The sequence below is a fragment of the Bradyrhizobium sp. UFLA06-06 genome, from assembly GCF_054820065.1.
Map to the genome: position 1 here is coordinate 67126 of NZ_JADFUD010000025.1, position 20571 is coordinate 87696.

Here is a 20571-nt window from a genome sequence, read left to right on the forward strand (position 1 = left end):
GTTACGCCCTACGTCCCGATTGTGGGGTCGCGCGCACAGGTATATCGTTTAGAAAAATTATAAGTTCTCGCCGGAGGAACGCCATGTGCCATCTTTTCGCGCATCAGCCGCAACGCGACTATGAATCGCAGACCCGATCGTTGCGGATCGACGGCCATTGCACCTCGATCCGGCTGGAAATGTCGTTCTGGGATACGCTGGAGGAGATCGCGGCCAAGGAAGGCATGACGCTGGCCAAGTTCCTCACCACCCTGCACAACGAGGTGCTGGATCATCACGGCGAGGTGAACAATTTCGCCTCGCTGCTGCGCTGCTCCTGCCTGATCTACCGCGCCAAGGCGAATGCGCCGGCGGTGGTCCCGGACTATCGCGCGCCGGCGGCGATCATGGACGCGGCGGAATAGATTTCGCACCGGTCCATCACGCAAAGAAGAAAGCGGCCTTGTCCTGCCTGGACAAGGCCGCTTCAGTTCGAGGGGAACTGGATTTTCTTGCTAAACCGAGATGAGTTTACTTCGTATCGAGCAGCTCACTCCGTTTTACCTCGCCCCGCGTGCGGGGAGAGGTCGGAACGCATCGTTAGATGCGTTCCGGGTGAGGGGGAGTCTCCGCAAACGCAGCTAGCGCCGGATATGCGGAGAAAGCCCCTCACCCCAACCCTCTCCCCGTAAGAACGGGGCGAGGGAGCGCAGCACTGTCTCAGATCTCCTTGCGCTGCATCGTGCCGGCGATGTGGTCGGCCTGCCGGATCGCCAGCGACACGATCGTCAGCGTCGGGTTGCAGGCAGCACCGCTCGTGAACTGGCTGCCGTCGGAGACGAACAGGTTCTTGATGTCGTGGGTCTGGCCGAACTTGTTGACCACGCCATCGCGCGGCTTCTCGCTCATCCGGTTGGTGCCCATGTTGTGGGTCGAGGGATAAGGCGGCGTCGGGTAGGTCACGGTGGCGCCGACCGCTTCATAGACCGCGGAGCCCTGCTTGTAGGCGTGATCACGCATCGCGACGTCGTTCGGATGATCGTCGAAATGCACGCTGGCGACCGGCATGCCGAACTTGTCCTTGATCTTCGGATCCAGCGTGATGCGGTTGGTCTCCTGCGGCATGTCCTCGCCGACCAGCCACATGCCGGCCATCCGCGGATAGCCCTCGATCGCGCTGGTGAAGCCGCGGCCCCAGGCGCCGGGATTGAGGAACGCGGCCATGAAGGGCAGGCCGAGCGACAGCGTCTCCATCTCGTAGCCGCCGACGACGCCGCGCTTCGGATCGTTCTTCGCCTCGTCGCGGATGATGCCGGCCATCGTGGTGCCGCGATACATGTGCACCGATTTCTCGAAGCTCGCATACACGCTGCCGGTCATGTGCCGCATGTAGTTGCGGCCGACCTGGCCGGATGAATTGGCGAGCCCGTCCGGGAACATGGTGGAGGCGCTGTTGAGCAGCAGCCGCGGGCTCTCGATCGAGTTGCCGGCGACCGCGACGACGCGGGCCTTCTGGCGTTGCATGGCGCCGGTCGAATCGGCATAGACCACGCCGGTGACCTTGCCGGACTGGTCGTGCTCGATCTTGATCACCATGCTGCCGGGACGCACTTCGAGATTGCCGGTGGCCTCGCCCTTCGGGATCTCGGTGTAGAGCGTCGACCATTTGGCGCCCGACTTGCAGCCCTGGAAGCAGAAGCCGATCTGCTGGCAGGAGCCGCGACCGTCGCGCGGCTCGCTGTTGATCGCCATCCGCCCGGTGTGCACCTCCTTGTAGCCGAGCTTCTTCGCGCCGGCCTCCATCACCTTGAAGTTATTGTTGCCGGGCAATCCCGGGATGCCGTTGGTGCGGGTGACGCCCATCTTGTCCTCGGCCTTGGCGTACCACGGCTCCATCTCGGCGAGCGTGATCGGCCAGTCGATCAGGTTGGCGCCGGGAATGGCGCCATAGGCCGACTTGATCTTGAACTCGTGCTCGTCGAAGCGCAGCGAGGCGCCGGCCCAGTGCGTGGTCGAGCCGCCGACCGCCTTCACGATCCAGGCCGGCAGGCCCGGAAAGTCCTGGTGGACGCGCCAGCTGCCCGAGGTCGAGCGCGCGTCGGACCAGGCGAGCTGGGTAAAACTGTCCCATTCATCGTTGATGAAGTCCTGGTTCTCGATGCGCGGGCCGGCCTCCAGGATCACGACCTTGACGCCCTTCTGCGCCAGTTCATTGCCGAGCGTTCCGCCGCCGGCACCGGAGCCGACGATCACCACAACGCCGCTGTCATTCAGATCGAATTTTGCCATTGTTTCCTCCCGACCCGTTCAGACCTTCGGCAGCCAGTCGATATCGGCAAAGCCGCGCTTGATGTAGCCGCCATGCTCGGCGGAGGAGCCCTCGTAGCCGAACCGCGGCCACACCTCCTTGTTGTTGTAGATGGAGACGATGAGGTCGCCGCGGATCTTCTGGAAGAACGCGCTTTGCTCGATCTGTTGCAGCAGCGCGACGCGGTCGTTTTCCCAGGCGACCTGGACATAAGGCATCTTGTGACGGTCGTTGGCCGCCTGATCGAGCCTCGTGACGCCGTCATTGATCAGCGACTTGACCGCCGGATCCTTCGCGGCCTTCTCGTCATACGGCTTGACCGCCGCTATGTAGTAGCTGTCGCCGAGGAAGTCGTGCGGATAGATGTCGCGCGCCATCTTCAGCAGCGTCTTCAGCGTGGCCGGCGTCAGCGTCGTGGTGCCTTCGGCCCACGCATCGGTGATGCCGAGCCCCGTCGAGGTCGCAATCGCGACTGCGGGTGCGGTAACGGCCGCGCCTTTGAGAAAGACACGCCGGTCATATTTGCTGCGTCGATCGATTTCTCTCATGGGTTCCTCCGTCAATTTTTATTTGTGCAATTGCCTTGTTGTTTGAGCATGCTCTTTTTGCTTGAGCATGATCCTGTCGGAAAACCGGTCTCCACTTTTCCGGATCATGCTCTAGCCGAAGCGCCCGCCGCGCTGGATCACCTCGATCTTGTAGCCGTCGGGATCGGAGACGAAGAAGAAGCGCGCCAGCGTCTTGCCGTCATGCTTGAAGTCGCGCAGCGGCCCGGGCGACAGTTTCTCCTTTTCGAAGCGCGCGTGCTCGGCATCGACGTCATCGACGATGACGGCGAGATGGCCGTAGCCGTCGCCGAGCGTGTAGGGCTCCTTGCGATCGAAATTGACCGTGAGCTCGACCTCGAAGGGCGAGGAGGGATGGCGCAGATAGATCAGCGCGAAATCGGGAAATCTCAGATTGTCCGCGATCTCCAGGCCAAACGCGCGCCGGTAGAAGTCGAGCGCTTTGGCTTCGTCGAGCACGCGGATCATCGAATGCACGGGTTTCGCCATTCAGTTCAGCTCCTTCAGATAGGCGATGATCATGGCGCGGGTTTCCGGCTTGGCCTGCCGGTAGGCCATCACGGCGCCCGGGATCACCTCCTGCGGATTGGTCAGCCAGGCATCGAGCCTGACGTCGTCCCAGACGAAATCGGCCTTGCCGAAGCCCGCGGAATATTTGAAGCCGTCGGCCTTGCCGGCATGGCGGCCGACGATCCTGTAGAGCGACGGTCCCTGCCGGACGGCATCCGACATGTTGGTGGTGTGGCAGGTCGCGCATTGCTGCTTGAACAGCGTCGCCCCATCGGGCGGCTTGGCGGCGGGCAAGGGCATCTGCGCGCCGGCCATTTGCACTGCAAGCATTGCGCTGCAAAATCCCAGCCCCAACGTCCACCTTGCGCGCAGCTTTGTCATCTACATCACCGCCTCTGTGCGGTGACTGTAGGAGGCTGAAATCCGCCGTTGGTAGTAGCGGGCTGTTTCACAGCAGAACAAAGCTGGGCGGTGATCTGGCGCGGAACCGGTGGTTGCCGCATATGCGGACGACAATTTCGCAAAATGACCGCGAAATCCCTGCACGATCACCACACGACGCAGCTTGCATCTCGCGTGCGCCGTTTGCGGAAAATGCAGTCTCGCGCGATGGGGTTCAGGGTCGGCGCTGCAAACGGCGCACCACCTGCGCCGCTCCTCCATCGTCAATTAAAATCCCAGGAGAAGTGGATGACGTTTGCAAAAACCAGCGTGCTCGCCCTTGCCATCTCGGCCGCGATGGCCGGCCCGGTCCTGGCACAGGGAACGACTGCACCGGATACCCAGCTTCGCGGCGGTGCACAGGGCAGAGGTACCATGCAGCAGGGCGGCGGCATGTCCGGCAGCGGCGATGAGGACATGGCTGCGCAGCCGACTGCGCCGACGCAGAAGAGCGGTGCCACCGCCAAGTCAGGCAGCAAGGGAACGGTCGGCAGCGGACGCACGGCACCGAAGTCGGGCGGTTCCGAGATGGCGCCCGCAACCAAGAAATACTAGAGCCTTCCCGGTTCTGACCAATCAGAACCGGAACTCAAGCTTCTTGTTCTGACGCGTTTCCTTCGCGCGAACCGACATCCGCTTCGCGCGAAAACGCGTCTGGGCGTTGACCGGATCCCGGATGCAGTGCCGCGTGCGCTGCGTCCGGCGTTCCCTGGAGCCTTATCCGTTCCGATTGAATCGGAACGGGCTCTAGATTCTGGTTTTAACGCGTTTTCTTCACGCGAACCGGTATCCACTTCGCTCGAAAACGCTTTAATCGTCGAAACGGCGCGTGCCGCGCCCCGCCTTGATGTCGCTGCGGCGTTTCTTGCCCTCGAGCCGGCGCTGCTTGGAGCCGAGCGTCGGCTTGGTCGGCCGCCGCGGTGTCGGCCGCACCATCGCCTCCCTCAACATCTCGAGCAGCCGATCGATCGCATCGGCGCGATTGCGTTCCTGGGTGCGAAAGCGGAAGGCGTGGATCACGATCACGCCGTCCTTGGTCATGCGGCTGCCGGCGAGCCGCGCCAGCCGCTGCGCGGCGTCCGGCGGCAATGCAATCTTGTTGGTATCGAAGCGAAGCTGCGCCGCGGTCGAGACCTTGTTGACATTCTGTCCGCCCGGGCCGGAGGCGCGGACAAAGACGATCTCAACGTCGTTCTCGTCGATCGCAAGGTCGCGGGACACCCGCAGCATGACATCACCCAATGGAGGGAAGAATCGGCAGGCTGCAGGATAGCGGGTTTGCGGTGGATACGCTTGGGGTGCGTGGATCCAGCGCGGGTCGCGACTGCGACCGGCCCGCGCGGCCACCCCTCTCCCCAACCCTCCCCCGCAAGGGGGGAGGGAGCCTGACAGGCGTGCTCACCTCACGTAACGTCGCGGCCAAAGAGATGCAAAGATAGGTAAGGGACGCGCCAGCGGATGGGCTCCCTCCCCCCTTGCGGGGGAGGGGGGGGGAGAGGGGTGGCCACGGCGGTGGTGCGGACGAAGAAGTGAGCGCGCCGAAAAGTGTCAGTTCGCCTTCGGCGGCGCCGATACCGGCTGCGCGGCGGCCTGCGGGGCGCGGCCGACGATTGCGGTGAGCAGGCCGTTGCCCCAGAGCTTCCTGGCGACCCGCTTGGCATCGTCGAGCGTCACCGCGTCGACGATGGCGTTGCGCTTCTCGATGTAATCGATCGGCATCTTGTCGAGCTGGTATTGCAGCATCGCCTGCGCGAGCTTGGAGGAGGTGTCGAGCGCCAGCATCTGCGAGCCCTTCAGGTAGGACTTCGCCTCGTCGAGCTCCTTCTGCGTCGGACCTTCCTCGGCGATGCGGCGGACTTCCGCTTCGATCGCATCGACGGTCTCGCCGGCGCGGTCGGCGCGGGTGCCGGTGTTGCCGATGAACAGCGCGGAGTGATCCATCCAGACCAGCGCTTCATAGATCGAGTAGGCCAGCCCGCGCTTCTCGCGCACTTCCTTGTAGAGCCGCGACGACAGCCCGCCGCCGCCGAGAATGTGGTTCACCACATAGGCCGCCATGAAGTCCGGGTCGTGCCTGGCAATGCCGGGCCCGCCGAAGGTGACGACGGTCTGCGGCACGTCGAGCGGGACGAAGGCGCGCTGCGGCGGCCTGGTCGCCACGACGTCGGGGACGGGCGTCAATTCGGCCTTCGTCGGCAGGCCGCCAAAGGTCTTGTCCAGCAGCTTGCCGAGCGTATCGGGATCGACGTCACCGACCACGGCAACGCGCAGCGTATCCTTGGCGATGATGCGGCGGGTATAGTCCTTGAGATCCGGGATCTGGATGGTCGGCACGCTGTCGAGCGTGCCGGTGGCCGTCCTGGCATAGGGATGATCGCCGAATGCGAGCTCGAGGAATTTGCGGCCGGCGAGCGAGGACGGATTGGTCGATTCGCGGCGCAGATTGGCGATCACCTGAGCGCGGATCCGTTCGACGTCCTTTGGCTCGAAGTGCGGCGAGGTCAGCGCCATCCGCAACAGGTCGTAGGCTTCGTCCTTGTTGTCCTTGAGCATGCGCAGTGAGCCGCGGAATTGATCGCGGTTCGACTGGAAGCCGAGCTCGATGGCGCGGCGCTCGAGCCGCTCGTGATAGGTCTTGGAATCGAGATCGCCGGAGCCCTCGTCGAGCAGGTCGGCGACCAGATTGCCGACGCCGGGCTTGCCGGGCGGATCCTGGCTGGCGCCGCCGCTGAAGGAATATTCCATTGCGATCAGCGGCACGGTCGCGTCCTGCACGAACCACGCCTCGATGCCGCCGGGCGATACCAGCCGCTGGATCTTGGCCGCGGCCTGCGAGGGCGCCGACGTTAGCGTCAGCAGCGCGGCGCAGGCGCCGCCGATCAGCGCCGCGCGGCGGGTGAGGGAATAGATCACGAGCGCTTCTCCTCGCGTTTCGGCGCAGTAGTATCCTTGATCAGATAGCCGGTCACCGACCGCTTCTTGTCGAGCCAGCTCGCGGCGGCAGTGCGCACCTGCTCGGCGGTGACGGCGCGAATGCGGTCCGGCCAGCTGCGGATATCCTCGATGCTGAGCCCGGTGGTCAGCGCGCCGCCATACCAGCGTGCCAGTGTCGCCTGGTTGTCCTGGGCGTAGATCGCCTCCGCGATGAGCTGGGTCTTGACCCGTTCGAGATCCTCGGCGCGCGCCGGGTTCTGCGCGAGGTCGGCGATCACCTTGTCGATCGCGTCCTCGATCTGCGCGAACTCGACGCCGGGTTTCGGCGTCACCGAGATCGAGAATTGCGACGGATCGAGCGAGGTGCCCTGGTAGCCGGCGCCGGCCGAGATCGCGAGGCCCTTGTCGATCACCAGCGAGCGATAGAGATAGGAGTTGGCGCCGCCGCCCGTCAACTGCGCGAGCACATCGAGCGCCTGGCTCTCGCCTGAAGCCGCTGTTGTCGCCGAGGGCACGAGGTAATAGCGGCGCAGGCTCGGCTGCTCGACGCGCGGATCCGACAGCGTCACGGTGCGCGGCGCGGCAGGTGTCGGCTCCTGCGGCCGGACCCGCTTCTCGGGGATCGCATGCTGCGCCGGGATCGGGCCGAAATTCTTCTCGACCAGCGGGCGGACATCCTTGACGTCGACGTCGCCGGCGATGACCAGGATCGCGTTGTTCGGCGCATAGAAGCGCCGGTAGAAGGCGAGCGCATCCTCGCGGTCGAGCTTCTCGATCTCCTGGTGCCAGCCGATCACCGGCCGGCCATAGGGATGGTTGAGATAAAGCGCGGCCATGATCTGCTCGGCCAGCCTTGCATCCGGGTTGTTGGCAACCCGCATGTTGAACTCCTCGAGGACGACATCGCGCTCGGGCAGCACGTTCTCGTCCTTGAGGATCAGGCCGGTCATGCGGTCGGCCTCGAACTCCATCATGGTCGGCAGCTGCTCGCGCGGCACGCGCTGGAAGTAGCCGGTGTAGTCAACCGAGGTGAAGGCGTTCTCATTGCCGCCGACGCGCAGCACGGTCTGCGAGAACTCGCCCGCCGGATGCTTGGCGGTGCCCTTGAACATCAGGTGTTCGAGAAAATGCGCGAGGCCCGATTTGCCGGGCGTCTCGTCGGCCGAGCCGACCTTGTACCAGATCATCTGCGTCACCACCGGCGTGCGGTGGTCGGGGATCACCACGACCTGCAGGCCGTTATCGAGCGTGAAACTGGCGGGGCGTTCCGAGGTGACGGTGGTCTGGGCGCGGAGGCTGGCACCCGGCAGCGGGATGGTGGAAACAAATGCGGCAGCGAACAGGGCGATCGATCGGCGAGAGCGCATCATGGTCCTTATGAAAGCCCGGATACACAGCCGGGGCGCGAAAGCAAGCCATCGTACACGGTCGTTGCCGTGCCCATGGTCACGAAGCGGAGAGACACCCGCCGCCCCGCATTAAGCTTTGCTCATGTCAGCCTTCGCCCGAACGGGCCAAGCGATCACTGCACCGGTTTTCCGGTCATGACGTCGTACTGGCCTTCCTTCGCCATCGGCGCCTGCGGGCCGGTGCCGTAGGCATAGCCCGCGGACGGCGTCTGGTAGCCCGGAGGCGGCTCAGTCAGGGAATCGCGCGTCGGCTCGCCCTTGAAGGGTTTGGACTCGCTGCTGTTCCCCTTGAACATGCCGAGCAGGCCGCCGGTGTAACCGAGCTGGCTCGGCATCAGCGACGGATTGGTGCTCACGCCGGGCTCGAGCGGCTCCTTGCGGCCATCGGTGGCGGTCTGCTGCTTGCGGCCGGCCTCAATCTCGGCCGGCGTCAACGCCACCGCCGACTGCCACGGCTCCTTCTTGACTTCCTTCTTGCGCGCCGCGATCGCAGCCTTGCGCGCCGCGATATCAGGGTCCTTCGGCCAGTTCGGCGCGTTGACCTGGGCGGTCGATGCCGGCGGGGGCAGATCGAGCTTGGGCGGCACCACCAGCGGCGAGCGCTCGCGGTAGTCGATGCCCTTGCTGGCCGCGCTCTTGGCGCCGAGCCCGGTCATCAGATTGTCGACGATCCGCTCTTCGAAGGTCAGGCCGTCGTCGCCGTCATCCTCATCGTCGCCGGCGCGCACCGGGCCGGCCGTCATGACAAGGCCGATCCCGGCTGCGACGAACGCCAGGCGCAGGCCGCGCATCAACGGCAGCCGGGACGTCTCGATCAGGTAACCGCGGGCTTTGGTGTTGCGCATCGCGCCATTCCCATCTCAAAATTCGCCAAAGCGATCACTGGCTTAGGCACAGTTCCGCTTGAGCAGGTGTCGACCGCTGACCGGCTCGTATCGGCCGGGATCAGGGCGCTTTTACGGCGGGGGTCCCCACCACGGAATCATACAATAGGGCTGCCACGCCAGCAACGATGGCTACATCGGCAAGGTTGAAGATGTACCAATTGAAGGTTTTTCCCCCGATCTCGGCATGAAGCAGGGCAAAATCGACCACCGCGCCATAGGCGAAGCGGTCGATGCCGTTCCCGATGGCGCCGCCGATGATCAGGCCGAGCGACACCGTCGCGAGCCAGGTCCGCGACCGCGCCATCCAGATCGCCAGCGCGATCACGGCCGCGGCCTTGATCACCATCAGCAGGATCTGGGCCGCCGGGGTCTCGCTCTGGAACCAGCCGAAACTGATGCCGGGATTCCAGGCCAGTACCAGGTCGAAGAACGGCGTCACGGTCACCGGGGCGTGACGCGCGATATCCAGGACGTGGAGCAGCCAGAGCTTGGAGGCCTGGTCGGCGATCAGGGTGATGATCGCCGCAAGCACACCGGCGCGGAGGGGAGGGGTCATTGTCAGCCCACCAAAGGTGTCGTCCCTGCGAAAGCAGGGACCCATACGCCGTGCCAAGTGTTGTTTGAATGACTCGGAGTCATCAACCTCAGTCCATTCTAGACAGCGGTGGTTATGGGTCCCTGCTTTCGCAGGGACGACGGCTAGGCTGAGCCCCCCAGCGCCTTCCATTCGCGCAGCGCTTGCGCATCGCGCGGCGAGACGTCGGGATATTCGGGGTCCTCGCCCACCGTCGGCAGGATCTTCCACGAACGGGCGCATTTGGTGCCGACCGCCTTCTCGACCACGACCGCAACGCCAGGCACGGTATCGAGGCGGAAGGCGTTCGCCGGCGCCTCGCCCTCGCGCACCTCGTAGTTCGAGGTGATGCAGACCTCGGCGAGATCGATGTCGAACAATGTGGCCAGCATCTGCCTGTCGGCGACGTAGATCACCGGCGATGCCTCGAGCGAGGAGCCGATGCGCTTGGCGGCGCGTTCGAGTTCGAGCGCGCCGGTGACGACGCGGCGAACGTTGCGGATCGTCTCCCATTTCGCGGCAAGCGCGTCGTCGCGGAACTGCTCGAGACCTTCGGGGAACAGCGTCAGATGCACCGAAGGCTCGGCGTTCGGCCGATACATCCGCCAGGCTTCGTCGGTGGTGAAGCTGAGGATCGGCGCCAGCCATTTCAGGATCGCGTCGCAGAGCAGATCGATCGTGGTCAGCGCCGCCTTGCGCGCCACCGAGGACGGCGGATCGCAATACAGCGTGTCCTTGCGGATGTCGAAGTAGAACGCCGACAGCTCGGAGTTCATGAACGCCGCGAGGCTTGCGACCACGGTCTTGTAGTCGAAGTCGGCATAGGCCTTGCGGATGGTCTCGGCGTGGCCGGCGAGCTCGTGCAGCATCAGCCGCTCGAGCTCGGGCATCTCGGCAAAGGCGACCTTCTCGCTCGGCTTGAAATGATGCAGCGTGCCGAGCATCCAGCGGATCGAGTTGCGCAGCTTGCGATAGGTCTCGATGGTGTTCTTGAGGATCTCCGGGCCGATGCGCTGGTCGTCGGCATAGTCGGTGGCGCACACCCACAGGCGCAGGATGTCCGCGCCGGAATCCTTGATCACCTTTTGCGGCTCGACGGTGTTGCCGAGCGACTTCGACATCTTGCGGCCGTTCTCGTCGAGCGTGAAGCCGTGGGTCAGCACGATGTCGTAGGGCGCGCGTCCGCGCGTGCCGGCGCTTTCCAGCAGCGACGAGTGGAACCAGCCGCGATGCTGGTCGCTGCCTTCGAGATACATCACGGTGTCGTTGCCGCCATCGACCTTGCGGACGATGTTGCCGAGCTGCGGAAAGTTCTGGCGGTCCTCCAGCACGAAGGCGTGCGTGGAGCCGGAATCGAACCAGACGTCGCAGATGTCGTCGACCTTCTTCCAGTTCTCGGACGCGCGTGTCCCGAGGAAACGCTCGCGGGCGCCGTCCCTGTACCAGGCGTCGGCGCCTTCCTCCATGAACGCCTCGGTGATGCGCTGGTTGACGACCTCGTCCTGCAGGATCTCGGCCGAACCGTCGCTGTTCTCGCGCACGAACACGGCGATCGGCACGCCCCAGGCGCGCTGACGCGAGATCACCCAGTCGGGACGGTTGGCGATCATGCCCCAAATGCGATTTTTACCCGATGAAGGCACCCATTGTGTCGCTTCGATGCCGTCTAAGGCGCGGTTTCTCAGGGTATCAGGCGATTCGGGGTCGGTGAATTCTGGATGGTGCTTGGTTGCAAGCACCAAGCGCGCGGACACCTTATCCGTGATCGCCTTGTCCATCGCAATGAACCATTGTGGGGTGTTACGATAGAGCACTGGCTTCTTCGAGCGCCAAGAGTGCGGGTACTGATGTTTCCACGGCTTGCGGGCGATGATCATGCCTGCTTTGACGAGTTCATCGATCACAGCCGCGTTCGCATCTCCTTTGTTGCCTTTTTCGTCGAAGACACGCTTACCGGTAAAACCTGGCACATTCTCGGTGAACGCGCCGTTCTCATCCACTGAATACGGGATCGTCGTGTTGATGTTGCGCTGTTGAAGTTCTCGAGTGTGTGCTGTCCAAACCTCGAAGTCTTCCGTGCCATGCCCCGGAGCGGTATGAACAAAGCCTGTACCGGTGTCGTCAGTGACATGGTCACCGGCCAATAGCGGCACCTTGAAATCGTAACCGCCCAAGACTTTTGCGAACGGATGACTACACGTCAGCTCCAAGTCGGCGGGCCCAGCCTCAAAATCGACATCCAAGATTCTTTCAAATTTGACCCTCGATCGGTCGGCGACTTCACCGGCTAGCTTGTCCGCAATCACATACTCGTCGCCTAGCTTCGCCCAATTGTCCGGTGCAGCCTCGACTACTTTGTAGAGACCATACTGAATATCCAACGAGAAACTGATCGCGCGGTTCGCAGGCAGAGTCCAAGGTGTGGTCGTCCAAATGAGGATAGAGCTTGTCTCGAGTCGTTTGCAAAGGTCACGCAGCGGCTGAAGGTCTCCCTCTGTCGCTTGTTCGTGTTCACTAACAACCTTTGCCTCTCGGAGAGGGAATTTCACCCATACCGCATCCGAGGTGTAGTCCTCGTATTCGACCTCGGCTTCGGCCAGCGCGGTCTTCTCGACCACGCTCCACATCACGGGCTTCGAGCCGCGATAGAGCGTGCCGTTGGCCGCGAACTTCATCAGCTCGCGGGCGATCTGGGCTTCGGCCGGATAGCTCATCGTCTGGTAGGGATGATCCCAGTCGCCGATGATGCCGAGCCGCTTGAACTCCTCGCGCTGCACGTTGATCCAGTGCGTCGCATAGGCACGGCATTCCCGACGGAACGCGACCATCGCCGCCGAGTCGCGGAAATCGGGCTTCTGCTTGCCCTTGGAGCGGTAGTTCTCCTCCTCGATCTTCCATTCGATCGGCAGGCCGTGGCAGTCCCAGCCCGGCACGTAGTTGGAGTCGAAACCGAGCATCTGCTGGCTCTTGGTCACGACGTCCTTGAGGATCTTGTTCAGCGCGTGCCCGATATGGATGTTGCCGTTGGCGTAGGGCGGGCCGTCATGCAGCACGAATTTGGCGCGGCCTTCGGCTTCCCGGCGGAGCTTGTCGTAGAGGCCGATCTCGTTCCAGTATTTCAGGATTTCCGGCTCGCGCTGGGGCAGGCCGGCGCGCATCGGGAATTCCGTCTGCGGCAGGTAAAGGGTCTTGGAATAGTCCCTAACGTCAGTCTTTTGGGCGTCGGTCTTTTGCGGCTTGTCGGACATGAAAGCTCTGATTTGGCAGGTGCGGGCGCGGATACGCGATCAATCGCGGGTGAAACGGCGAAGTCCCGGTCTTGCGCCGAGCCTTCAGGCTCAGGCGGAAGCCGGGCAGCTAATCCGTATGATGCGCCGCGAAAACATGGGGTTTCCATAGCAGCCGGACGGGGAAATCGCAAAGCCCCCGCCGCTGGCAAATCCGGCCCCGCCGGGTGGCTAAAACGAGATGAAGTTAGCTTGAATCAGTTTAGCCTCGGGTTCGATACACCCCTCCCCAGCGGGGAGAGGTCGATTTGCGTAGCAAATCGGGTGAGGGGCCGCAGCTCCAACGAGGGACCGTAACCCCTCACCCGGCGCTGCGCGCCGACCTCTCCCAAGGGAGAGGTGGACCTCAGACGTCCCTCCAATTCAAGCCAATCTCATTCTGCTTTAGGCCGGCCGTGCCCGGGCCGGATTTCCCGCCACGATCGCGCCGGGGGCGACGTTCCGTGTGACCACGCTGCCGGCCCCGACCAGGGCGCCGTCGCCGATCGTGACGCCGGGCAGGATGATGGCGCCCCCGCCGATCCAGACGTCGCTGCCGATCCGGATCGGGCGGCCGAATTCCAGCCCGGCGCGGCGGGTTTCGGCATCGCGCGGGTGGTCGGCGGTATAGATCTGCACCGCAGGTCCGATCTGGGTCCGATCGCCGATCACGACCTCGACGACGTCGAGGATCACGCAATTGAAGTTGAGGAACACGCCGTCGCCGAGGCTGATATTGCTGCCGTAGTCGCAGAAGAACGGCGGCCGGATCACGGCATCCCTGCCCACCCTGCGGAAGCGCTCGCCGAGCAGCGCGTGCAACTCGGCGGCGGATGATGCGCCCGACGCGTTGTAGCGCGCCATCCAGTGTTCCGCCGCGGTATGGTCGGCGGCGAGCTCCGCATCCGGGCGATACAGCTCGCCCGCCAGCATTTTTTGCTTTTCAGTCCTGTTCAACCAATCACTCCGAGCTGCGGGAACGCGTCGGGCGCCGCGGCAAGTACCGCGCGCGCCTTGGCGCTGTCGTCATCCATCTGGCGTATCAACGCCTCGATGGTGTCGAATTTCAGCTCTTCGCGAATGAAACCGATGAATGCGACATCGAGGACCGCGTCGTACAGATCGCCCTTGAAGTCGAACAGGAACACCTCGAGCAGCGGCGCGCCGTTGTCGAAGGTTGGCCGGCGCCCGAAGCTTGCGACACCGTCGAACCGTTGCGAGCCCTTGCCGACCCGCACCGCGTAGATGCCGTGTTTCAGGCCGCAATGCTTGTCGAGGCGGATATTGGCGGTGGGGTAACCGAGGTCGCGGCCGCGCTTCTCGCCGTGGATCACCTTGCCGGTGACGAACCACGGTCCGCCCAGCATCGTGGTCGCATCCGCGATCTCGCCCTCGGCGAGCGCCATGCGGATGGCGCTGGAGGAAACCGGGCGTTCCTCGATGTCGACATGGGCCTGCACATCGACCTCGATGCCGAGCCGCGGCGCTTCGCTGACCAGGAGGCTCGGCGAGCCGACCCGGCCCTTGCCGAAATGAAAGTCGTAACCGACCGCGATCCCGCTGATGCCGAGCCGGCCGATCAGGTCATGGTGAATGAAATCCTGTGCCGAGGTCCCGGCGCGCGCCTTGTCGAAGGTCATCACGACGGCGCCGGCGAGCCCGGTGGCCGCGAGCAGCCGCAGCTTGTTGGTCTCGTCCGTGAGACGGAATTGCGGGGTGTTCGGGCTGAAGAAGCTGCGCGGATGCGGCTCGAAGGTCACGGCGAGCGCGGGCACGCCGCGCGCTTTGCCCATCGCAAGCGCCGCGCCGATCACGGCGCGGTGACCGAGGTGGACGCCATCGAAATTTCCCATCGCGACCACGGCGCCTTTCGGAATGGCGCTTGTGGGGGTGTTGTCGCGGATAACGGTAAAGCCGGTGCTCATGAGCGGTATTCTTCAAGGATTCTTAAGCATGATTGGTGCGGGCCGGACCGTGACGCGGCGGCGGCGTGGAAGTCAAGGCTAACGAAAATCGCGTCAAATCCGTAACAATCCGGATTCAGCCGGTTAACGCGCTGTTTAACGCCTGCTGTTAGTCGTTGGCGGAAAGCTGCGTTTGTGCAGAAGCCAAGTTGCGTTTGTGTTTTGGGGGGGAAGATGGCGGTTGATTTGTCCATGCCGGTTCTGGTGGTTGATGATTACAGCACCATGATCCGCATCATCCGGAATCTTCTCAAGCAGCTTGGATTCGAAAATATCGACGATGCCTCCGACGGCTCCGCAGCGCTGAACAAGATGCGCGGCAAGAAGTATGGCCTGGTGATTTCCGACTGGAACATGGAGCCGATGACCGGCTACGACCTGCTCAAGGAAGTCCGCGCCGATCCCAACCTCGCGACCACGCCCTTCATCATGATCACGGCGGAATCCAAGACCGAGAACGTGATCGCGGCCAAGAAGGCCGGCGTGAACAACTACATCGTCAAGCCGTTCAACGCGGCCACGCTGAAGACCAAGATCGAGGCGGTGTTCCCGGACATGGCGACGGCGTAACCGCCCGACATCGATCGCATCACGATTCATCCTCATCTCATCGCGCGTTAGCGAATGACCAGCGCCGCCTCACCGTCACCCTGAGGGCCGCGAAGCGGCGTCTCGAAGGGTCGACGGCCCGGCTGGTGGCCGTGCATCCTTCGAGACGCGCGCAAGAGCGCGCTCCTCAGGATGACGGAGCTAAAGCATGACGCGGATTGCACGATTTCGGAATATTAGAAGAATACCCCTGAGTTGCCCGACGTGTCAAGTTGCCTGGTAGAACGTCGGCCGCCGCCGGCTCCTTTGCATGGGGTTGTTTTCGATATTTTGGCGGCGCGCCCCTGCGGGGGTGGCCGCTACCACTTCAATTCGCGCATCAGCGCACGCGGCGGATGGCCGAACAATTCCTTGATCGAGGCCGCATCGAGCTGCTCGATGCCCTCGAACTGTTCGGAATGGATGCCGCGGGTGACGAACAGGAGATCGATGCCGAAGCCATGGGCGCCGGTGAGATCGGTGCGCACGGAATCGCCGATCGCGAGCACGCGGCTGAGCTCGGTCGGACGCCCGCGGCGCTCGGTGGCCAGCGCCATGGCGCGCTCATAGATCGGCCGGTGCGGCTTGCCGTAGAAGATCACTTCGCCGCCGAGCTCGCGATAGAGTTCGGCGACCGCGCCGGCGCAATAGATCAGCCGGTCGCCGCGCTCGACCACGATATCGGGATTGGCGCAGACCAGCGTGAGCTTGCGCTCGAGCGCCTTCAGCAGCGTGTCGCGGTAATCTTCGGCCGACTCGGTCTCGTCGTCGAACAGGCCGGTGCAGATGATGTAGTCGGCCTGCTCCAGCGGCACCAAGGTGGCGTCGAGGCCGCGGTGGATCGAGCTGTCGCGCTCCGGGCCGATCCAGAAGATCTTCTGGCCGGGATGATCGGCCACGAAGTGGCGCGTCAGGTCGCCCGAGGAGACGATCGCATCATAGGTCTCGTCGGCGACGCCGAGCTTGCGCAGCTGTCGCTGCACGGAATCGGCCGGCCGCGGCGCGTTGGTGATCAGGATGACCGTGCCGCCCTGCTGGCGGAACGTATGCAGTGCCTCGCAGGCCTCGGGAAAGGACTCGAGGCCGTTGTGCACGACGCCCCAGATGTCCGACAGCACGACGTCGACGCCGCCAATGAGATCGCGCAGCCGCTCTACGTAACGCAGCGAGGTCATGATGCGAATTGCCGGCTAATTTGGACCGAGGGCGCGGCGCGCCAGTGCGGCGCTGCCGGTTGCGCGCGGCGGAGCTGCGGGGCTGGAGACAGGGGCTGAAGTGCTGGCGCCATTAAGATCCTGGGGGTTGGTCTGCGGAGCCTCGGCGGTAGCTGATGCCCCCTCCGGCCGCAACGGCCGCGGCGGCGCGAACAGGAACCCCTGGCCGAACCGGACGTCGTAGTCGAGCAGGTCGACCACCGAGCGTTCGCCCTCGATCCGCTCGGCGATCAGGTCGATGCCGTAGCGGCCGAGCAGGTCGGACAGATCGGAAGGATGGATGTCGGTGCTCGCGATCTGCTTGGCGTCAAGCAGCAGCGCCGCCGGCACCTTGATGAAGCGGACACCGCGATCGGCGAGCTCGCGCGGCTCGAGGCGAAGGTCGCTGACATGGTCGATCGAGAACCGGTAGCCGCGCTGCGTCAGCGCCGCGAGATTCTCGCTCTCGACCGGGCCGAGATTGCGGAAGGTCGCCTGCTTGAACTCGAGCACGAAGGACGGCGCCAGCGCGCGGTTGGCCTCGAGGAAGTCGAGACACTGGGTGAAGTGCTGCGGGTTGGACAGCGTCGCCGCCGAGACGTTGCAGAACACGCCGACATCCTTGCTGCGGATCATCAGGCGGCGCAGCACCTGGACGCATCGAAGCATCACCATGTGATCGATGCGGCCGATCAGACCGCCGGCCTCGGCCGCCTCGATGAAATCCTCGGCGGCAAGCACCTGATCGCGCTCGTCGCGCAGCCGCGTCACCGCCTCGTAGTAGCGCACCTTGCGCTGCGGCAGCGTCACCATCGGCTGCAGGTAGATGTCGAGGCGGTTGTCGTCGATGGCCTGCTTGATCGCGCCGATCAGCTGGGTCTGGCTGCGCGAGACCTCCGGCGGAGCCGCAGCTGTCGGCTGAGGCGCAACCACGACGGTCGGCGCCGGCGCAACCCGCTGCAGCACATCGTCGCGCGGGGACGCGACCGGCTGCACCGCCGGAGCCGCCGCCAGCAGATCCTCATGATGCGCGACGGATGCCGCAAGCTGCCGCACCAGTCCGCCGAGCTCGCTGATCTCGCCGGCCATGCCCTGCATCCGGTCAGCGCCGGTGGAGTTGGCCGAGGCGACGCGGCCCTCGACTGCGGCCAGCCGGCGGCCGAACTCGGCGACCTGGCGGGCAAGGTCGGCGGTGCCGCGCGACAGATCCGCGATCTGGCCGCCGACATCGCTGCGGTCGCGCAGCCGCATCGAGACCGCGTTGTAGAGGATCAGGCAGGTGAGGGCGCTGAGCGCCACGATCGCCGATTCCGATCCGCTGATGCCCGCCACCGAATACAGCACGAAGCCGAGCGAGGCTGCGAGCAGCACCATACAGATGGCGATGAAGATCGTCGAAATGCGAATCATGTCGCGCGCCCGCGCCCTCTGTCCGAACGTCCCCGGACCGCGACCTTAGCACCATTGTTGATTCGACGGGCCAGCGATCTTCGGAACCGGCTGGAACTGCACACGATTTTCGTTTCGCCCGGATCGGGCTCCGTAAATCGCCGGAGCCGGCGGCGGCACGCCGGTCAGAGGTCCGCGGCAGCGATCCAGAATACCTCGCCCTCGGAGTCCTCGGTGTCGAGCCAGAGCAGCGGCAGGTTCGGATAGGCGGCCTCGAGATTGTCGCGGCCGCGGCCGATCTCGCAAAGCAGCCCGCCCTGCGGGGTCAGATGCTGCCTCGCCTCATCGATCAGGCGACGGACGATATCGAGCCCGTCAGCGCCGCCATCGAACGCGATCTTCGGCTCGGCACGGCACTCGCGCGGCAGCGCCGCCATGCCTTCGGCGTCGACATAGGGCGGGTTCGAGATGATGAGATCGTATCTGTTGCCGCCGAGCGGCTTGAACAGGTCGCCGCGATGGAGCATCAGGCGATCGTCGAGGCCGTGGTCGGCGACGTTGCGCGCGGCGACCTCGAGCGCATCCTTTGAAATATCGACCGCGTCGACCGCGGCGTTGGGAAAATGCCGCGCCGCCAAAATCGCAAGGCAGCCGGAGCCGGTGCAGAGGTCGAGCACGCGTTCGACCTCTTCGGGATCGCCGATCAGCGAGGTGCCGTGCTCGTCGCCGCCGAAATGCGAATCCAGCAATTCGCCGATGAAGGAGCGCGGCACGATGGTGCGCTCGTCGACATAGAACGGCAGGCCGCGCATATAGACCTTGTTGACGAGATAGGCGGCAGGCTTCCGCGTCGCGATCCGGCGCTCGATCAGGTCGAGGATCTGCTTGCCCTCGGCAATCGTGACGCGCGCGGTGGCAAAATTCTCGAACTGGTCGGGATGCAGGTGCAGCGTTTCACAGATCAGGAACGCGGCCTCGGCCACCGGATCGGTGGTGCCGTGTGCGAACACGAGCTTGGCCGCGTTGAAGCGGCTCACGGCATAGCGCAGGAAATCGAACAGGGTGTGAAGCTCGCCGGCGCCGACTTTCGGCGCTTTCGGCAGGGCGGGGCTGCGCCTCGCCGGCACTTTGCTGCGCTTGGCCATCAGGATTTGGTCCAGCGCGCGGCGGCCGCGTCGTCGTGGTCCTGCGCCTCGATCCAGCTCGCGCCGCGCGCGCTTTCCTCGCGCTTCCAGAACGGTGCGTTGGTCTTCAGATAGTCCATCAGGAACTCGGCGGCCTCGAACGCGGCCTGCCGGTGCGCCGAGGCGGTCACGACCAGCACGATGTTCTCGCCCGGCGCGATGCGGCCGAAACGATGGATGATGGTGAGGCCCTGCAACGGCCAGCGCGACAGCGCCTCGTCGGCGTGGCGTCCAATCTCTGCTTCCGCCATTTCAGGATAATGTTCGAGCGTCAGCGCCGCGATCGGCTCGCCCTGCTCGCTGCCGCGGCAGATGCCGCTGAAGCTGACGACCGCGCCGACATCGGTGCGGCCCTTGCTCAAGGCCGCGATCTCCTGCGCGACGTCGAAGTCGGCTTGCTGGATACGGATGGTCGCTGCGACGGTCATGTTGGGCTTTAGCCACCGGTCATCGGCGGAAAGAACGCGATCTCGCGGGCGCCGGAGATCGCCGCGTCCGATTTGACATGGGCGTGGTCGATCGCGGCGCGGATCACCGTCGGCTTCTCGAACGCATAGGCGTAGGCATCGTCGCGCGCGGCAAGCCAGCCGATCAGGTCGCCGACGGTGCGTACGTCGGCCGGCGGCTCGACGATCTCTTCAGCCTTGCCGATGCGTTCGCGTACCCAGGCGAAATATTTCAGCTTCATCCCTCATCCTCCTTGATGAGGTGATGGATGCCGGCACGGAAATAATCCCAGCCGGTGTAGATCGTGAAGATCGCCGACATCCACAACAGCACGATGCCGATCAGGGTGGTGGCCGGGAAGACCTGCTCGCCCGCTTCGCCGGCGATCAGAAAGCCGATCGCCACCAGCTGGATCGTCGTCTTCCATTTCGCCAGCTTGGTGACGGGAACGCTGACCCGCAAGCCTGCGAGATATTCGCGCAGGCCCGAGACCAGGATCTCGCGGCACAGGATCACGATCGCCGCCCACAGCGTCCAGCCATGGATCGAATTGTCGGCGGCCAGCATCAGAAGGCTGGAGGCGACCAGCAGCTTGTCGGCGATCGGATCGAGCATCCGGCCGAAGGCGGACTGCTGGTCCCACATCCGGGCATAATAGCCGTCGAGATAGTCGGTGATCCCCGCCGCAATGAACACGGCCAGCGCTACCCAGCGCAGCCACAACGGGCCGTCCAGGATCGATTGCCAGTAGACGCAGCCGATCACCACGGGGATCGCGGCGATCCGGGCGTAGGTCAGGATATTCGGGAGGGACATGGTCTTGGTCTGTCCCCGGGTCGTGGCGATGTTCATCCGTTCTACCAATACCGCTGAAGCGAGAAGGTCAACCGTGCGGACGCGTCAGGCGCGACCAGATTGCGCTGGATCGTCAT

Annotated in this window: 21 protein-coding genes; 3 read left to right on the forward strand and 18 right to left on the reverse strand. The window is 64.3% G+C overall.

Features of this window, described 5'->3' with window-relative positions:
* Positions 1–83 precede the first annotated feature (83 nt).
* Positions 84–404, forward strand: coding sequence for a ribbon-helix-helix domain-containing protein (locus tag IF803_RS21965; protein WP_069278853.1), 321 nt, complete (start codon positions 84–86; stop codon positions 402–404).
* 295 nt (positions 405–699) lie between these two features.
* Here the strand turns inward: IF803_RS21965 and IF803_RS21970 are convergent, their stop codons facing one another.
* The 4 genes from IF803_RS21970 to IF803_RS21985 all read right to left on the reverse strand — a co-directional run bounded on the left by IF803_RS21970 (position 700) and on the right by IF803_RS21985 (position 3663).
* Positions 700–2268, reverse strand: coding sequence for a GMC family oxidoreductase (locus IF803_RS21970; protein ID WP_461193446.1), 1569 nt, complete (start codon positions 2266–2268; stop codon positions 700–702).
* Between the two features lie 18 nt (positions 2269–2286).
* Complete coding sequence (locus IF803_RS21975; protein ID WP_157346836.1) at positions 2287–2835, reverse strand: gluconate 2-dehydrogenase subunit 3 family protein; 549 nt, start codon at positions 2833–2835, stop codon at positions 2287–2289.
* A 111-nt stretch (positions 2836–2946) separates the two neighbouring features.
* Complete coding sequence (locus tag IF803_RS21980; RefSeq protein ID WP_069278856.1) at positions 2947–3342, reverse strand: VOC family protein; 396 nt, start codon at positions 3340–3342, stop codon at positions 2947–2949.
* Complete coding sequence (locus tag IF803_RS21985; protein WP_028341062.1) at positions 3343–3663, reverse strand: c-type cytochrome; 321 nt, start codon at positions 3661–3663, stop codon at positions 3343–3345.
* A 390-nt stretch (positions 3664–4053) separates the two neighbouring features.
* On the opposite strand from IF803_RS21985, the gene IF803_RS21990 reads away from it, so the two are divergent.
* Positions 4054–4359 (forward strand): hypothetical protein, encoded by a 306-nt coding sequence (locus IF803_RS21990; RefSeq protein WP_028341061.1) that lies wholly within the window; start codon positions 4054–4056, stop codon positions 4357–4359.
* A 255-nt stretch (positions 4360–4614) separates the two neighbouring features.
* On the opposite strand, the gene arfB is transcribed toward IF803_RS21990, so the two are convergent.
* The 8 genes from arfB to IF803_RS22030 all read right to left on the reverse strand — a co-directional run bounded on the left by arfB (position 4615) and on the right by IF803_RS22030 (position 14799).
* On the reverse strand, positions 4615–5034 hold the full coding sequence (gene arfB, locus IF803_RS21995) for an alternative ribosome rescue aminoacyl-tRNA hydrolase ArfB (protein ID WP_461193447.1): 420 nt from the start codon (positions 5032–5034) through the stop codon (positions 4615–4617).
* Between the two features lie 318 nt (positions 5035–5352).
* Positions 5353–6717, reverse strand: coding sequence for a M16 family metallopeptidase (locus IF803_RS22000; protein WP_461193448.1), 1365 nt, complete (start codon positions 6715–6717; stop codon positions 5353–5355).
* Positions 6714–8108 carry a M16 family metallopeptidase gene (locus IF803_RS22005; protein ID WP_461193449.1) on the reverse strand — a complete coding sequence of 465 codons (1395 nt, stop codon included), beginning with the start codon at positions 8106–8108 and terminating at the stop codon, positions 6714–6716. The genes IF803_RS22000 and IF803_RS22005 overlap by 4 nt, the downstream gene beginning before the upstream one ends.
* Before the next feature lie 152 nt (positions 8109–8260).
* A complete protein-coding gene (locus tag IF803_RS22010; protein WP_172648529.1) occupies positions 8261–8992 on the reverse strand; it encodes a hypothetical protein in 732 nt (243 codons plus the stop codon).
* 100 nt (positions 8993–9092) lie between these two features.
* Positions 9093–9590: a signal peptidase II gene (gene lspA, locus IF803_RS22015; protein ID WP_461193450.1), complete on the reverse strand. Its 498-nt coding sequence runs from the start codon at positions 9588–9590 to the stop codon at positions 9093–9095.
* A gap of 143 nt (positions 9591–9733) precedes the next feature.
* Entirely contained in the window at positions 9734–12856 is a 3123-nt protein-coding gene (gene ileS / locus IF803_RS22020) for an isoleucine--tRNA ligase (protein WP_461193451.1), read from the reverse strand.
* A 423-nt stretch (positions 12857–13279) separates the two neighbouring features.
* On the reverse strand, positions 13280–13831 hold the full coding sequence (locus IF803_RS22025) for a sugar O-acetyltransferase (protein WP_461193452.1): 552 nt from the start codon (positions 13829–13831) through the stop codon (positions 13280–13282).
* Positions 13828–14799 (reverse strand): bifunctional riboflavin kinase/FAD synthetase, encoded by a 972-nt coding sequence (locus tag IF803_RS22030; protein WP_461193453.1) that lies wholly within the window; start codon positions 14797–14799, stop codon positions 13828–13830. The genes IF803_RS22025 and IF803_RS22030 overlap by 4 nt, the downstream gene beginning before the upstream one ends.
* 213 nt (positions 14800–15012) lie before the next feature.
* On the opposite strand from IF803_RS22030, the gene IF803_RS22035 reads away from it, so the two are divergent.
* Complete coding sequence (locus IF803_RS22035; RefSeq protein WP_016844467.1) at positions 15013–15408, forward strand: response regulator; 396 nt, start codon at positions 15013–15015, stop codon at positions 15406–15408.
* A 338-nt stretch (positions 15409–15746) separates the two neighbouring features.
* Here the strand turns inward: IF803_RS22035 and IF803_RS22040 are convergent, their stop codons facing one another.
* From IF803_RS22040 to pgsA, 6 genes are all read right to left on the reverse strand, one after another.
* Entirely contained in the window at positions 15747–16601 is an 855-nt protein-coding gene (locus IF803_RS22040; RefSeq protein WP_411782943.1) for a TIGR01459 family HAD-type hydrolase, read from the reverse strand.
* A 15-nt stretch (positions 16602–16616) separates the two neighbouring features.
* Positions 16617–18029 (reverse strand): EAL domain-containing protein, encoded by a 1413-nt coding sequence (locus tag IF803_RS22045; protein ID WP_461193454.1) that lies wholly within the window; start codon positions 18027–18029, stop codon positions 16617–16619.
* Positions 18030–18193: 164 nt separating this feature from the next.
* On the reverse strand, positions 18194–19153 hold the full coding sequence (gene prmB, locus IF803_RS22050; protein WP_461193455.1) for a 50S ribosomal protein L3 N(5)-glutamine methyltransferase: 960 nt from the start codon (positions 19151–19153) through the stop codon (positions 18194–18196).
* On the reverse strand, positions 19153–19620 hold the full coding sequence (locus IF803_RS22055; RefSeq protein WP_461193456.1) for a molybdenum cofactor biosynthesis protein MoaE: 468 nt from the start codon (positions 19618–19620) through the stop codon (positions 19153–19155). The genes prmB and IF803_RS22055 overlap by 1 nt, the downstream gene beginning before the upstream one ends.
* 8 nt (positions 19621–19628) lie before the next feature.
* Positions 19629–19880, reverse strand: a complete 252-nt coding sequence (gene moaD / locus IF803_RS22060) for a molybdopterin converting factor subunit 1 (protein ID WP_016844473.1) — start codon at positions 19878–19880, stop codon at positions 19629–19631.
* The gene (gene pgsA, locus IF803_RS22065) at positions 19877–20491 is read right to left on the reverse strand and encodes a CDP-diacylglycerol--glycerol-3-phosphate 3-phosphatidyltransferase (RefSeq protein WP_016844474.1); all 615 of its coding nucleotides are present in this window, start codon (positions 20489–20491) and stop codon (positions 19877–19879) included. The genes moaD and pgsA overlap by 4 nt, the downstream gene beginning before the upstream one ends.
* Positions 20492–20571: the final 80 nt, after the last annotated feature.